13 protein-coding genes and 1 rRNA gene are annotated in these 16,383 nt (G+C 46.6%); all 14 read right to left on the bottom strand.

Annotated elements, in window-relative coordinates:
- Positions 1-318 precede the first annotated feature (318 nt).
- A complete protein-coding gene (locus HPK16_RS15075) occupies positions 319-1,443 on the bottom strand; it encodes a Fic family protein (protein WP_181677737.1) in 1,125 nt (374 codons plus the stop codon).
- 118 nt (positions 1,444-1,561) lie between these two features.
- Positions 1,562-2,044, bottom strand: coding sequence for a GNAT family N-acetyltransferase (locus HPK16_RS15070; RefSeq protein ID WP_343064821.1), 483 nt, complete (start codon positions 2,042-2,044; stop codon positions 1,562-1,564).
- Positions 2,045-2,162: 118 nt separating this feature from the next.
- On the bottom strand, positions 2,163-3,635 hold the full coding sequence (gene gltX, locus HPK16_RS15065; RefSeq protein ID WP_181677736.1) for a glutamate--tRNA ligase: 1,473 nt from the start codon (positions 3,633-3,635) through the stop codon (positions 2,163-2,165).
- 13 nt (positions 3,636-3,648) lie between these two features.
- Positions 3,649-4,122, bottom strand: a complete 474-nt coding sequence (gene ispF / locus HPK16_RS15060; RefSeq protein ID WP_036060199.1) for a 2-C-methyl-D-erythritol 2,4-cyclodiphosphate synthase — start codon at positions 4,120-4,122, stop codon at positions 3,649-3,651.
- The gene (gene ispD / locus HPK16_RS15055; RefSeq protein WP_181677735.1) at positions 4,119-4,814 is read right to left on the bottom strand and encodes a 2-C-methyl-D-erythritol 4-phosphate cytidylyltransferase; all 696 of its coding nucleotides are present in this window, start codon (positions 4,812-4,814) and stop codon (positions 4,119-4,121) included. The genes ispF and ispD overlap by 4 nt, the downstream gene beginning before the upstream one ends.
- A 24-nt stretch (positions 4,815-4,838) precedes the next feature.
- Positions 4,839-5,912 carry a PIN/TRAM domain-containing protein gene (locus tag HPK16_RS15050; RefSeq protein ID WP_181677734.1) on the bottom strand — a complete coding sequence of 358 codons (1,074 nt, stop codon included), beginning with the start codon at positions 5,910-5,912 and terminating at the stop codon, positions 4,839-4,841.
- Between the two features lie 120 nt (positions 5,913-6,032).
- Complete coding sequence (radA, locus tag HPK16_RS15045) at positions 6,033-7,406, bottom strand: DNA repair protein RadA (RefSeq protein ID WP_181677733.1); 1,374 nt, start codon at positions 7,404-7,406, stop codon at positions 6,033-6,035.
- A 145-nt stretch (positions 7,407-7,551) separates the two neighbouring features.
- Positions 7,552-10,152: a phosphoenolpyruvate synthase gene (gene ppsA / locus HPK16_RS15040; protein ID WP_181677732.1), complete on the bottom strand. Its 2,601-nt coding sequence runs from the start codon at positions 10,150-10,152 to the stop codon at positions 7,552-7,554.
- A gap of 109 nt (positions 10,153-10,261) precedes the next feature.
- The gene (locus tag HPK16_RS15035) at positions 10,262-11,266 is read right to left on the bottom strand and encodes an aldo/keto reductase (RefSeq protein WP_181677731.1); all 1,005 of its coding nucleotides are present in this window, start codon (positions 11,264-11,266) and stop codon (positions 10,262-10,264) included.
- 307 nt (positions 11,267-11,573) lie between these two features.
- Complete coding sequence (locus tag HPK16_RS15030) at positions 11,574-14,093, bottom strand: ATP-dependent Clp protease ATP-binding subunit (RefSeq protein ID WP_181677730.1); 2,520 nt, start codon at positions 14,091-14,093, stop codon at positions 11,574-11,576.
- A gap of 27 nt (positions 14,094-14,120) precedes the next feature.
- A complete protein-coding gene (locus HPK16_RS15025; RefSeq protein ID WP_181677729.1) occupies positions 14,121-15,149 on the bottom strand; it encodes a protein arginine kinase in 1,029 nt (342 codons plus the stop codon).
- Positions 15,139-15,648, bottom strand: coding sequence for a UvrB/UvrC motif-containing protein (locus tag HPK16_RS15020; RefSeq protein WP_181677728.1), 510 nt, complete (start codon positions 15,646-15,648; stop codon positions 15,139-15,141). The genes HPK16_RS15025 and HPK16_RS15020 overlap by 11 nt, the downstream gene beginning before the upstream one ends.
- A 10-nt stretch (positions 15,649-15,658) precedes the next feature.
- Positions 15,659-16,117, bottom strand: a complete 459-nt coding sequence (locus HPK16_RS15015) for a CtsR family transcriptional regulator (RefSeq protein WP_036094421.1) — start codon at positions 16,115-16,117, stop codon at positions 15,659-15,661.
- Positions 16,118-16,262: 145 nt separating this feature from the next.
- Positions 16,263-16,378 (bottom strand): 5S ribosomal RNA (gene rrf / locus HPK16_RS15010).
- Positions 16,379-16,383 lie beyond the last annotated feature (5 nt).

Here is a 16,383-nt window from a genome sequence, read left to right as displayed (position 1 = left end):
TAAAGAAGTCGGGCGTGCCACTCATGTTTCACATTAAGAATTTATACTCTAAACCTATCTCATCTAAATAACGGTTAGTCACCGCTTTGTGATACTGCAATTTTCCCACAAAGATTCAGAGATGCATTTCAGAATACGCGCGCTAAGCCACTTCCAGCCTTCGTAGCTCTCTCTATTAAGCCGCCATATTTCCTACTTCTTCTCATCAACATTTTAACTTATTAAGAGCCATTATACCACACAAGCACGCCCACCGTCATCAAAAATTACTTTTAAAAATAGCTTTCCTCTCTACCGGTTCTAACTCAGCTAACAGCCTCAATTATCCAAAATCCGCATTAAATCATAATTCCGATACCGCTTATTGCGCTTCGTCTGATTATCGCTATACAGCAACCCTTTCGCCGCCAAGCTATTCAGCGCAGTTCGAGCCGTATTCGGCGAAATCCAATTAGCCTCAGCACTCTTTTTCACGGTTGTAAATGGATCTGAAAAAGTGCCTAACCAAACTTTCCGCTCCGAATTCGTTTCACATAAAGCCAAGCCCCGAATAGCAAGTTCTTTCGAATCCTTAATTTTCACAATCAAACTCTCCGCCATTCGATTACAAGCCTGCAAGAAAAACATCAACCAATTATACCAGTATGGAGTATCTCCACTAACCTCATTGAGCATATCGTAATATCTCGCTTTTTCCTTTTCAAGCTCTTCACTCACCAAAAAAATGGGCTCTGTCGTAAGGTTCTCATTTAACATACTAAGCATAATTAATATTCTCCCAAGCCGACCATTCCCATCTAAAAATGGATGTATCGATTCAAATTGCGCGTGCACAATTGCCGTTTTAACTAGCGGCGGTGCCATTTCATCGAATAAATACATATCCTCATCCAAACGCTTATCATAAGAAAAATGATGTTCCCCGTTAATAAAATGCTCTAAGTTAGCCATGTAATCCCCAATCTCATTCGCACCAATCGGTAAATATACAGCATCCTCTATTTTCGTCGAAGGGCCAATAAAATTTTGGATTTTACGATATTCACCACGCGATTGCTCAGAACCACGAGCCCCCAGCATCAAAATCGTATGTAAATCCTTCAATAATCGCGTACTAATAGGATATCCATTTCGTATCTGCTCTGCCCCTTCACGAAGCGCTTGTTTATAATTATCCACCTCAATAATTTCCCAACGTGGATTTTTATCATTCATTTCCTCCACCATTTCAGTAAACGTAACCTGCGTTCCCTCAATTCTAGTAGATTGAACAGATTCCTTCAATGACAATGATTGAATCAATGACTTATTAACGACAGAATTCTTTATATCGCTATCTATTTTACCTATTTTATTATTCACAACACTCAATAACTCAAATATTTTCAAGGCTTCACTTTTAGTAACTTTCACTGGTAATAGCGACAATCCTTTTAAAACCACGCCACTCGCCCCTCACATTAACCTACAAAGCAATTATATAACACCAACATAAATAACGCAATTTTACCGAAAAATTGCGTTATAAAAAATCTCTCTATTTAAGCTCGCCTTTCATTATTCACCGAGCCAAATCCGCAAGCGTATCCCCAGCAATCCGATACACCGTCCAGTCCTCCATTGGCTCCGCGCCCATCGCCATGTAAAAATCAATGCTCGACTGATTCCAATCCAGGCACCACCATTCCAAACGGCCACACCCACGCTCCACCGCAATCTCCGCCAACCGCTTCAAAAACGCCTTCCCAAATCCCTTGCCACGCACAGTCGGCCGCACATACAAGTCCTCCAAGTAAATCCCTGCTCGTCCAAGAAATGTCGAAAAATTGTGGAAAAACAGCGTAAACCCAACCGCTTCCCCATCATATTCCCCAATAATAACCTCTGCCTTCGCCTTTTCAAAAAGCCATTCCCGCAGCAACTCTTCCGTAGCCACTACCTGATCCAGCATCTCCTCATATTCCGCCAATTCCCTAATAAACGCCAAAACAAGCGGCACATCTTCCTCCACCGCATACCTAAACTGCAATACCTTCTCCGTCACCTTCCTACCCCCAACGCTGATTTTCTATCCTTCTGAATATTCCTATTATACAACATTCCCAACCAATTCATCGAAAAAAGACCTACCCACAAAAATGGATAAGCCTCTCTCAAAAATACTATTTAGCTTCCTTCAAACGATTTTCTAAACGGTTCACGACTTTTTCGCGTCCTAAAACTTCAATTGATTGCGGTAATTCCGGACCGTGCATCTCGCCAGTAACAGCAATACGAATTGGCATAAACAAACCCTTACCTTTCGCGCCTGTCGCTTTTTGCACACGTTTAATCGCGGCCTTCACTTCATCCGCAGCAAACGGCTCAATTGTCGCCATCTCTTCCTTAAACGCCGCTAGAACCTCAGGAACCTGTTCTCCTGCAAGAACTTCCTTCTCTTCCGCGTCAAACGTCACGTCATCCGTAAAGAACATCGCCGAAAGTTCCACGATTTCCGCGCCATAACTCATTTGCTCGTGATAAAGCGCCACAAGCTTACGAACCCAAGCCAGCTCATCCGCGTCAGCCGTAGCCGAAACAACGCCCGCCTTCACTAAATGCGGTAAACTCAAATTCACCACTTGATCCAAATCTAATTTCTTCACATATTGGTTATTCACCCACGTCAACTTATGCGTATCAAACAACGCCGGCGATTTCGACAACCGCTTCGGATCGAAAATTTTGATAAACTCGTCTTTCGAGAAAATCTCCTCTTCGCCCTCCGGTGACCAACCAAGCATCGCCACAAAGTTAAACAACGCATCTGGTAAATAGCCTAAATCTTTATACTGCTCAATAAACTGAATAATCGACTCATCACGCTTACTCAACTTACGCTTGCTTTCATTCACAATCAGCGTCATATGTCCAAATACAGGCGGCTCCCAACCAAACGCTTCATAAATCATCAACTGCTTCGGCGTATTCGAAATATGATCGTCACCACGCAACACATGCGTCATTTCCATCAAATAATCATCAATCGCTACTGCAAAATTATACGTCGGAATTCCGTCTTTTTTCACGATAACAAAGTCACCAATACCGTCTGATTCAAACGATACATCGCCTTTTACCATATCATTAAATGTATACGTCTTGCCCGGTTGTACCGCATAACGAATACTTGGCTCAAGACCTTGCGCCTCTTTCTCCGCGCGCTGTTCATTCGTTAAATGACGACATTTCCCGCTATAACGAGGCATCATGCTGTTCGCTTTTTGCTCCTCGCGCTCCGCTTCCAGCTCCTCAGCCGTACAATAACACTTATACGCCTTGCCTTCCGCCACAATTTGCTCAATCAGCGGGTTGTATAAATCTTGACGTTCACTTTGGCGATACGGACCATACTTACCACCCTTATCCACGCCTTCATCCCAGTCCATACCAAGCCACGCCAAATTCTCAAGCTGGCTCGACTCCCCGTTCTCGATGTTTCTTTTTAAATCCGTATCCTCAATGCGAATCACGAAATCCCCATCATTATGTCTTGCAAACAAATAATTAAATAACGCCGTACGCGCATTCCCAATATGCAAATGCCCCGTCGGACTTGGCGCATAACGAACACGCACTTTTTTAGCTCCACTCATATTTACCACTCCTTTATTTTTCTAAAAGTACAACAGCAAGGCTTGCAATACCCTCGCCACGACCTGTAAATCCTAATTTTTCCGATGTCGTCGCCTTCACATTCACCTGTTCTGGTGTCGCGTGCAAAAGCTCCGCAATCCGAACTTTCATCGCATCCACATAAGGCGCCATCTTCGGCTTCTCCGCTATAATCGTACAATCAATATTGCCCAACTTATAGCCATCCGCCTCAATCTCCGCCCAAACAACACGCAACAATTCCGCCGAATCCGCATCCTTATAAGCCATATCCGTATCCGGGAAAAAATGACCAATATCACGTTTACCGACAGCACCAATCACCGCGTCCGTCACCGTATGCAACAACACGTCCGCGTCACTGTGCCCAAGCAAACCTTTCTCATACGGAATCTCAATCCCGCCAATAATCAACTTGCGGCCTTCCACTAACTGGTGCACATCATAGCCTTGCCCCACTCGAATCATACCCGATTCCTCCATTTCTCCTGCAAAATCGCTTCCGCAAAAGCAACATCCTCAGGCGTCGTCACCTTGATATTATTGTAACTGCCCTCGACCATATGAACCGTCACACCAAGCCGTTCCACAAGACTCGCCTCATCCGTCCCAAGAAAATCCGCCTCGTGCGCAACTTTGTGTGCCCGCTTCAAAATCTCCGTCCGAAAAGCCTGCGGTGTCTGCACTTGCCACAACACCGAGCGATCAATCGTCTCTTCCACCATGCCATTGCGCACCCGTTTCATCGTATCCTTCACAGGCATCCCACAAATCGTCGCGCCGTGCAACATGACATCCGCCAACAACCGGTCAATCATCGCCTGATCCACAAAAGGCCGCGCCCCGTCATGCACCAACACAACGTCCGCCATTTGACCACATTCCGCGAGCCCCTTCGCCACACTATACTGTCGCTCCGAGCCTCCCATCACAATCAAAATCTCCTTTTCCACATGAAGCTCATCAATCATCGCCTGCACATACGCAAACTCATCTTCCTTGACCACAACCACAATCCGACAACAAGCATCATCCTCTAAAAACGTCCGAATCGTATGCAAAAACAAAACATGCCCCGAAAGTTCCAGCCACATTTTATTCCGTCCCAATTCCATCCGTTTCCCCTGACCCGCGGCCAAAAGAATCAATTCATATTCCATCAAGCATTACTCCTAAAGTCCAAATTAAGCCGGTTTTGCAAAAATCATCCGACCAGCAGAAGTCTGCAACACACTCGTTACCTCCACCTGAATCGTATCATTAATAAACTTGCGACCATCCTCAACAACAATCATCGTGCCATCGTCCAAATAAGCCACACCTTGATTGTGCTCCTTACCATCCTTCACAACGAGAACCGTCATCTTTTCACCCGGCAACACGACAGGTTTCACCGCATTCGCCAAGTCATTAATATTTAAAACCGCGACATTCTGAAACTCACAAACCTTATTCAGATTATAATCATTCGTCACGACTTTTCCTTGCATCACTTTTGCCAGTTTCACAAGCTTGCTATCGACTTCCGAAATCTCCTCAAAATCACCCTCATACATCTCGACCTTGATTGATTCCTCTTTTTGCAGTCGGTTCAAAATATCCAAACCACGACGACCACGCGTCCGCTTCAAGGTATCCGACGAATCCGCAATATGCTGCAACTCCGCCAAAACAAACAACGGAATCACAATCGTACCATCAAGGAAACCCGTTGCCAAAATATCCGCAATCCGACCATCGATAATCACACTCGTATCCAAAATCTTATACTCACGCGCCGCCGTAGCCTCATCCTTCACTTCTTCAGGAGTCTTCTTCTTCACACCACGATTCGCAAAAAAGTTGCCCCAATCCGCACGCCTACTAATCCCAACACGGAAGCCCAAATAACCAAGCACCAGCGTCAGAATTATCGGCACAACCGAATTCAAAAGTGGAATTTTTGTCTGCGTTAATGCATTTCCCGCAAAAAAAGCAAGCACCAAACCAATCATAAGCCCCAGACCGCCATAAATAATCACTGTGTTAGAAGTGCTCGTAAGCCCGTTTTCCAACCAGTTCAGAGCAGCAACAACATACTTCACCGCCCAAAAAGTAATAAGATAAAATATAAGTGCACCAACCAAAGCGTCTGTATAAGGATTATTAATGACAAAAATATCAGCTACACCAACAGCTTCCCAAAGTTCAGGCAAACTAATCACGCCAATCGTACCGCCAATAATCATAAAACAAATTCTAATTACCCATTTCAGCATTATCTCTCCTCCTTTCCCATCTTTTTAATTATGTTCATACCTCTTCATTCTACACTATTAAAAGCCCATACCGCAATTAAAACGGGGCTGTTTCAAATAAATAACAGCCCCACATCAAAATCACTTCGGCAACGCCTTACTCAGCGCATCACCAAGCGTCGTCACCCCAATAATACTAACATCTTTCGGAATCTTCCACTCCCCTTGATTATTCGCCGGAATGAAAATTCGTTTAAAGCCCAATTTCGCAGCCTCTTGCACACGCTGTTCAATCCGCGAAACCCGTCTAATTTCACCAGTCAAACCAATCTCACCGATAAAACAGTCCGTACTTTTCGTAGGTTTATCATTATAACTCGACGCAATACTCACCGCGACCGCCAAATCAATCGCCGGCTCATCCAGTTTCACACCACCAGCCGCCTTCAAATAAGCATCCTGATTCTGCAACAACAATCCGACCCGCTTCTCAAGCACCGCCATAATCAGCGACACCTTATTGTGATCCATACCCGTCGCCATCCGTTTCGCATTCCCGAACATCGTTGGCGAAATCAAAGCCTGAATCTCCACCAAAATCGGCCGCGTTCCTTCCATTGAAACAACCACCGTCGAGCCCGAAGCCCCGTCCAGCCGTTCCTCCAAGAAAACCTCCGACGGATTCGCGACTTCCACTAACCCAATATCGCGCATTTCAAAAATCCCGATCTCATTCGTTGATCCAAACCGGTTCTTCACAGCCCGCAAAATTCGGTACGCATGATGGCGCTCCCCTTCAAAATAAAGCACCGTATCCACCATATGTTCGAGCATCCGAGGCCCAGCAATCGCGCCTTCCTTCGTCACATGCCCCACGATAAATACCGCGATATTGCCGCCCTTCGCGATCCGCATCAACTCCGCCGTACATTCCCGAACCTGTGACACACTTCCCGCCGCACTCGTCACATCCGGATGATACACCGTCTGAATCGAATCAATAATCACGAAATCCGGCTTCACATGCTGAATCGTCTGCTGAATCGCCTCCAAGTTCGTCTCCGCATACACATACAAATTGTCCCCCGTCACAAGCAACCGTTCCGCCCGCAACTTCGTCTGTTTCACCGATTCCTCACCAGAAATATAAAGCACCCGTTTCCCCGTCGTCGTCAGTTGCGCCGAAACCTGCAACAACAACGTCGATTTCCCGATTCCCGGATCTCCACCGACAAGCACCATCGAGCCCTGCACAACCCCGCCGCCAAGTACCCGATTAAGCTCCGGCATCTGCGTCAAAAAACGCGGCTCATTATCGCTCGTAATTTTCGTAATCGGCACAGCCGCAGCCGCTTCATCCGTATGCGTAAACGATGACCGCCCCTTTTTCGTCGGCTCAAGCATCTCCACCATCTGATTCCACGCCCCACAATTCGGGCATTTCCCCATCCATTTCGGCGACTCATATCCACATTCCTGACACATAAATTTCACACTACGCTTCGCTTTCGCCATGCTAAAAATCACCTTCCAATTTTCATATCTGTCCCTATTTTACCACACTTCCCACCACAAAAATCACCCAACATCAAAATTCCGTTTTCAAGCCTGATTCTCCCTTTTTCACGCAAAAAAAGAAGGCAATCACGCCCTCCAATTTTCACAAAATTTCTATATAACCTTCCGTTCCATGAACACGAATCCGTTGCCCATCTCGAATCAGCTTCGTAGCCCCTTCCACACCAACAACCGCCGGCAATCCATACTCACGCGCAATCACCGCACCATGCGTCATCACTCCGCCAACTTCCGTCACCAAGCCCTTTATCGATACAAAAAGCGGCGTCCAACTCGGATCCGTGAAAGCCGTCACCAAAATATCGCCAGCCTCCAAATCCGCATCCGCCATATCCAAAATAACCCGCGCGCGCCCCTCAACTGTTCCCGCTGAAACAGGCAAGCCAACAATCGCCTCATCCGGAATATCCTCACGCGTATAACTACCCGAAATAATCTCCCCATCCGACGTAATAATCCGCGGCGGCGTCAATTTTTCATACAACGCATGCGCATCCTTCCGCTCCTCAATAACCTGATAATCCACGTTCCCCGTCGCAACCACATCACGAAACTCCTCAAAATGCAGATAAAACGCATCCTCTTTTTCCCGAAGAACGCCCAATTCCACTAACTTCTGTGCCTCGCGCATCAACCCCTGCTTATAAATAAAGTAACGATTAATCATCGCATATTTCGGATACTCGCGGTAACCGATAAAATTCCGAATCAGCCCAATCACACGCTCCGTTTCATCCGCCTTCCGATCACCATCAACCAAAGACCGCAACCGCTCTAAAACTTCCTGCTCTTTCCCCAAAGCCTCGCGTCGACCTTGCTCAAACTTCTCCGCACTCGCGCCAGCCTCGAAATTCTTAATATTACTCAAAATCATCGGAATCAAAGTCGCCGGTTTCTCCATCCAACGCACTTTCGTCACATCAATCTCACCCGCACAACGCATCCCATACTTGCGAAGATAATCCTGAATCCCTGCCACAGCTTCTTTCCCGCCATCAAACCGACCCAACTCAGACAAAAAATCATCCTCCGTCACATCTCGCAAATACGCAATAATCTCCGGATAAGGCCGAATCAGGTCCGCAACATCCAACAATTCCAATCCCATTTCCGAAGTAATATTGTTCGGCACCGACTGAGAAATCATATCCGCAACATTCTTCTCACCTAGCCACGCTTCCATTTTTTCATTCAGCCAAGCCGAAGCATCCATCGCCGTCATAAAAACCGCACTGCTCCGCGGATCCATCAAATACTTTTTCAAAATCTGAAAATCCGCCACAATAAAATCAAAGACATCCAATCCAGATTTCGTCTCCATTTCACGCGCCGACTCCGCAATCGAGGTCTGGCTATCCCGCATCAACGCCGCAGGAATCTCCGGGTCATTTTCAACCCGCGCCTCAAACACATCAGAAGGCGTAGCATCCACACTAGGCGCACGCTCATCGCCCGGCACAGCCTCAATAAAATCACGCGCTATAATCGTCTCAAATGCATCTTTCATCAAAGGATCCGACTGACCCAAATTATTCACTAAATTATCGCGCCCAGCCGAAGTCCCCAACATCCCCGAAATATCAACAAACAGTCGCCCACCAGCAACACGCATCGGCGCCGGCGTCGTCATCAAATAAAAATCCGAACCCAGCGGCTTCATCGCATCCGTCATCATTTGCTGATGCCCAACAGACATGTACACATGATTCCCCTGATCTCCCGCCTCTGGAATCGGATAAAGCGTCGTAATCGCACGACTCTGCACAATATAAAATGCGCCATCGACCAAACACCACTCTATATCCTGCGGCCGTCCAAAATAAGCCTCAACCAGCCGTCCAATCCGCGCCAATTCCAAAATTTGCGCCTCCGTCAACGTCTGCATCCGTTGCTGCGCCACATCAACTCCCTGCGTTTTGGTCCCGCCAGACTCCAGCCCATAAATCGCCAGTTTCTTCGTCGCGATCACCTTCTCAACAACTTCACCATCTCGCACCCGATAAGAATCCGCCGACACCAACCCAGAAACAAGCGCCTCACCCAAGCCAAAACTCGCATCAATAGAAAGCACTTTTCGGTTAGACGTAATCGGATCCGCCGTAAACAAAATCCCCGAAGCCTCAGGAAAAACCATTCTTTGAACAACCACCGACAAATAAACCTGACGATGATCAAACCCATTTTGCATCCGATAAATCACCGCACGCTCCGTAAATAAAGACGCCCAACACCTACTAATATGTCGCAAAATCGCGTCCACACCAACAACATTCAAATACGTATCCTGCTGTCCCGCAAAAGAAGCAGAAGGCAAATCCTCCGCCGTCGCACTAGAACGAACCGCATACGCATGTTCCGCACCAAATTTAGAAATGTAATCCGTCACAGCCTGCACCAAATCACAAGGAATCTCCAACCCCATAATTAACTCCCGAATCTGCTCACTGATCTCAGTAACCTGGTCCCGATCCTCCACGCCTAAAAAATCCAGCCGCTTAAGCAAAGCCTGATACCCATCATTCTGCTCGATAACCCGTTGATATCCCACCGTCGTCACACAAAAACCCTTCGGCACACGTATCCCTTCCATTTTTGCTAACTTACTCAGATTCAACCCTTTTCCACCAACCAAAAATAGCTGCGTATCCTCTATCTCCTGAAAACCGAGAACCAAATCACCCATCACACATCTCTCCTCGCCATTACTATACGCTTCATTCTAGCAGTAATTTTTAGGAATAAACAGTCTATATTATTACTTTTTTTCATGCTATAATTAAATTAAGGAAAGATTACAAAACACTTTTCGGGTCTGGAATCAGCCCAACTACAGGATGCGGTACATACAATTCTTCCAAATAACGCATCTCAGCAAGCGTCAACTCCACATCAAGCGCTGCAACCGCACTCTCCAAATGACTCTCCTTCTGCGCCCCAATAATCGGCGACACCACTTGATCCTTATTCAACAACCAAGCAAGCGCAATCTTATCACGCGTCACACCATGATTCACCGCAACCTCCGCCAACCGCTCCACAATCACGCGATCCGCCTCCATCATGCCATCATATTTTGAATGTTGCACCTGATCCGTCTCCGAACGCAGACTCGTTTCCGACCAATCACGCGTCAAACGACCAGAAGCAAGCGGACTATACGGCGTCAATGCAATTTTTTCATCCCGACAAAACGGCACCATCTCACGCTCCTCCTCCCGATAAATCATATTATAATGATTCTGCATCGAAACGAATTTCGTCCAACCATTACGCTCCGCCACACGCTGCGCCTTCTGGAATTGCCACGCATACATCGCACTCGCCCCAATATACCGCACCTTCCCAGACTTCACCACATCATGCAGCGCCTCCATCGTCTCCTCAATCGGCGTATCATAATCCCAACGATGAATAATATACAAATCCACATAATCCGTCCCCAACCGCTCCAAACTATGATCAATCTCCGTCAAAATCGCCTTGCGCGAAAGCCCACCACTATTTGGTTGCCCAGGACGCATATCCCCGTGAACCTTCGTTGCCAGCACAATATCATCCCGCTTCGCATAATCCTTCAAAGCCTTTCCAAGAACCCGCTCACTCTCGCCCAAAGAATAAATATTCGCCGTATCAAAAAAATTAATCCCTAAATCAAGCGCTTTCTTAATTACTGGACGACTACCCTCATCATCTAAAACCCACTTATGCACCCATTTTTCCGGATTTCCAAATCCCATCGCACCCAAACAAATCCGCGAAACATCCATACCCGTATTCCCAAATTTCATATATTCCATCTATACTCTCCTCCTAAAAAGTTATATCATACCATTCAGTATAAACCTTAAACCCCACTCCAACACAAGCAAAAAGACTAGAGCATACCCCGAATAAACCGGCGACAAGCGCTCGCATTCAAAAAGCTTGGCGGACTTCCGGTTCTCATGTACAATCGTACACTCCGCTTCCGGCTTCCACCAAGCTTTCTGAATACAAACGCTTTCGCTCGATTTGCGTAAAGCAAAATTCTCAGCCTAACCATAGGATAATCAAAAGATTTCACCTTACTTCAAGTTATATTCTAATCACTTTTCAAAATTTCAATTACTCCGATTTAGCAGGCTTAGCCGTCTTCGCTTTAGGTTTCGCCTTCGTTTTTTCCTTCGTTGTCGTCGTTTTCTTCTTAGCTGCAGGAGCTTTCTTCTTCTCCTTCACCGTAACCGTTAATTCGCCAGCTTTAGTCCCAATAACGACCGTATCGCCAACCTTAACCGTTCCACGCAACAACTCTTCCGACAAACGATCCTCCACATTTTTCTGGATCGCCCGTTTCAGCGGACGCGCACCATACTCCGGATCATAACCATCCTTCGCAATTTTAGCCTTCGCACTCTCCGTCAAAGTCACATGTATATTACGTTCGCCAAGACGCTTCGTCAACTGTTCCGTAAGCAACGTCACGATTTCTTTCAATTCCTTCTCATTTAGCGAATGGAAAACAATCGATTCATCAATCCGGTTAATAAACTCAGGACGGAACGCCTTTTTCAACTCTTGAAGCATCCGGTGTTGCATCGCCTTATGATCCTTCGTCATATCAGAAACGTTGAAGCCAACCGATTTATCATCCTTCAACTCTTGCGCACCGATATTCGACGTCATAATAATAACCGTATTTCGGAAATCAACAACGCGACCTTTAGAATCCGTCAAACGCCCGTCATCTAGCACTTGCAGCAACATATTAAACACATCCGGATGCGCTTTTTCAATCTCATCTAAAAGTAAAACCGAATAAGGTTTTTGGCGAATTTTCTCCGTCAACTGGCCGCCCTCTTCATAACCAACATAGCCTGGAGGAGCCCCCACAAGACGCGCCGTCGAGAATTTCTCCATATACTCAGACATGTCAATCCGAATCATCGCTTCCTCGTCACCAAACATCGATTCAGCAACCGCACGCGCCAATTCCGTTTTACCAACACCAGTAGGTCCCAAGAAGATAAACGAGCCAATCGGACGCTTCGGATCCTTAAGTCCCGCACGCGCACGTCTTACAGCCAGAGAAACCGCCTTAACAGCTTCCTCTTGTCCAATCACACGCTTATGAAGAAGCGACTCCATATTCAGCAATTTATCCGTCTCGGTCTCACCCAGTTTCGTAACCGGAATCCCCGTCCAACTCGCCACAACCTCAGCAACAATCTCTTCCGTCACTTCACTATTATCCTGACCTTGTTTCGCATGCCAGTCCTTCTTCTTCTCCGTCAACTCACGTCTTAAGCGCTGTTCCTTATCACGCAATGAAGCCGCCTTCTCAAACTCTTGACCTTGAACCGCCGCATCCTTCTCTTTCTTCAATTCCGCCAAGTTCGATTCCATTTCCTTCACATTTGCAGGCGTCGTATAAGCCTTCAAACGTACCTTCGAACCCGCCTCATCAATCACGTCAATCGCTTTATCCGGCAAGAACCGATCCGAAATATACCGATCCGACAATCTAACCGCAGCCTCAACCGCAGCATCCGTAATCGCAACCCGGTGATGCGCCTCATAACGATCCCGAAGCCCACGCAAAATTTGAATCGACTCATCCACAGTTGGCTCCTCCACACGAATCGGTTGGAAACGTCTTTCAAGCGCAGCATCCTTTTCAATATACTTCCGGTACTCATCAAGCGTTGTCGCACCAATACATTGCAACTCACCACGAGCAAGCGAAGGTTTCAAAATGTTAGACGCGTCAATCGCACCTTCCGCGCCACCAGCACCAATCAATGTATGCAATTCATCAATAAACAAAATAACATTCCCAGCTTGGCGAATCTCATCCATCACTTTTTTCAAGCGATCCTCAAATTCACCACGGTATTTCGTTCCAGCAACAACCGTCCCCATATCGAGCGTCATCACACGTTTTCCACGCAACGTTTCCGGCACCTCATTATGCACAATTTGTTGCGCCAAACCTTCCGCAATCGCCGTTTTACCAACACCAGGCTCCCCAATCAAAACCGGATTATTCTTCGTCCGGCGACTAAGCACCTCAATCACACGTTGAATCTCCTTCGAACGCCCAATCACAGGGTCCAAATTCTCTTCCCGCGCAATCACCGTCAAGTCCCTCGCCAAGCTATCCAAAGTCGGCGTCGCTTGTGTATTCGTCGAACGACCAGAAGCCGCCCCGTCCCCGCCACCAAGCAATTGTAATACCTGCTGACGCGCCTTATTCAAGCTCACACCAAGATTTCCAAGCACACGAGCCGCAATTCCCTCACCCTCACGAATCAGGCCAAGCAAGATATGCTCCGTCCCAACATACGTATGGCCAAGCTTACGCGCCTCATCCATCGATAACTCAATTACTTTTTTCGCACGTGGCGTATATTGAATCGTTTGAACAGCAGTTTCACCCTCACCGATCAAAGTCTCTACTTCCTTTTGCACCTTGTCCGAACTAATTCCAAGCTCATATAACGCCTTCGCAGCGATACCCTCACCCTCACGAACCAATCCCAACAAAATATGTTCCGTTCCCAAATTGCTATGCTTCAATCTCATAGCCTCTTCCTGTGACAAAGCCAATACCTTTTGAGCTCTCTGTGTAAATCTCCCAAACATCATGGTAGTTTCCTCCTCCAATTTTCGTAGCTAGTATGTATCCAAAATTTCTCGGATAGCCGCAGCCCGAATCACTTTTTCTTCCAATTCATTCATATCCCGCTGCGCAAACTTTCGTAAAAAAGCTGGTTGCGAAAATAATATCAGTTCATTGACCTTTTGACTAGGTATATGCTCAACATATCCCATCTGCACACCCAGCCGCAAATCAGAAATAGCGTCCGCAGCCTCTTTCTGCGCCAATATCCGACTATGTTTCAACATCCCATACGCTCTGAAAATTCTGTCCTCCATCACAATATGGAATTTTTGTTTCAATTTGGTTCGGCAAACCCGCTCCTGCATAATTACCTGCTCCATCACATCCGACAAATCCTGCACAATCTCAAGCTCCGTCTTCCCCAATGTCACCTGATTTGAGATTTGAAAAATATTGCTCGCAGGCCGACTTCCCTCCCCATACATTCCTCTTACCACAAAACCGTACCTTCTAATCGCTTCTATCGTTTTTTGTAACTGTTTTGTTGCAACCAATCCCGGCAAATGTACCATCACAGAAGCCCTAAGACCCGTCCCAACATTCGTCACACACGTCGTCAAATACCCCAACCGCTTATCAAAAGCATACGGCATCTTCCTCTCAAACGCATCATCCAACTTAAAAGCCTCATCTAACACCTGCTCCAACTGCAAGCCCGGCGCCAAACATTGAATCCGAATATGATCCTCCTCATTAAACATCACACTCGCCTTTTCATCCCCGCTAATCATCACCGCACCAAACTCATGCCGGCGCATCATCTCAGGACTAATCAAGTGCCGTTCCACCAACATCCCGCGTTGCAATAACGACAAATCCCCCATCTCAAGAAGCGGAAACTCATCATCACCAAACACCTCATGAACCCGCTCTAGCAACTCCAATCCCGCACCAGAAAAGTTCCAGTCCTTAAAGTTCCGAGCCAATCTCACCCGCGAACTAATCACAACATCACTCTCCGGCCCATCCTTCATCAACCAAGAACTAAGCACAGGTTCAAACAAATTCTCATTCCTCATCCAAACCAGCTCCATCCTCTTTCAAAGCCCTAATCTGATCCCGAACAACCGCCGCCTCCTCAAAAGCCTCCTCAGCCACCAAAAGCACAATCCGGTCCTGCAATACTCGCAACTGCTCCTCCACCGCCAAAACTTCCTTCTCAGCCAGCGGAACCTTTCCAACGTGCCCCTTATTTCCATTCTGAGCCCGCTCCACCATCTGCATCACATTATCAGCAAACTTATCATAACAATGCTCACAACCCAATTTAGATGAATCCATCACCGCCTGCAAAGACATCCCACAATACTCACACTCCAGCATCTCCACATCTTTTTCCGGCGTCCTCTGCAACAAACTCAAAAAGTCCACACTATTCTCAGCAACCTGTTCCTCCATATAAGCCATACTCTGCGCCTCCGCACACCCCTTACACAAAAATACCGAGAAAGTCTGGCCATTAAACTCATGCCTAATTTCAATATTCGCCTCATTTTCACCGCAACTCTGACAAATCATAAAACGCCTCCTACTCGTATTTCAACGCCTCAAGCATCGCCTCAAGCATCCGACTTCGAATAATATCACGCTCAGGTAAAGGCAAGGCAATCACATTCCGATCCATCGCCGCCAGCATCAAGCGCGCCTCCCGTTTCGAAACGACCTCTTCCTCAAGCAATCTGAGCAAAACATCTTCCGCAAAATTCTGCGACACCTTCTTCTCATGCACCATCACAATAATGGCATCCAACAACTGCAATTTATCATTCATCTTGACCTTAATAATCCTAATATAGCCGCCACCGCCACGCTTACTCTCAACCAAGTATCCACGTTCCATCGTAAAGCGCGTATTAATCACATAATTAATCTGGGACGGCACACACTGAAACTGATCCGCCATCTCGCTTCGCTTAATCTCAACAGCCTCACTAGCCTCCAGAACCTGCTTCAAATAAGCCTCAATAATATCCGATATATTCTTCATAAGGATGCACTCCTTTCACTACACTGACTTTGACTATTTTTGACTTTAATTATACTAAAAAAAAGAGCCCAATTGCAAAGAATTAGCTCTTAAAAAAATAAAACACCAAACATCATCTCGTTTAGTGTTTTAAAATATGTACATTGCCCGGCGACGACCTACTCTCACAGGGGGAAGCCCCCTACTACCATCGGCGCTGAAAAGCTTAACTTCCGTGTTCGGGATGGGAACGGGTGTGACCTCTTCGCCGTAACCACCAGACAATG

Origin of the sequence: Paenilisteria rustica, from assembly GCF_013820765.1 — a bacterium.
Lineage (GTDB): Bacteria > Bacillota > Bacilli > Lactobacillales > Listeriaceae > Listeria_A > Listeria_A rustica.
The sequence above is the reverse complement of the archived record's forward strand: the minus strand, read 5'-3'. Positions and strand labels throughout refer to the sequence as shown.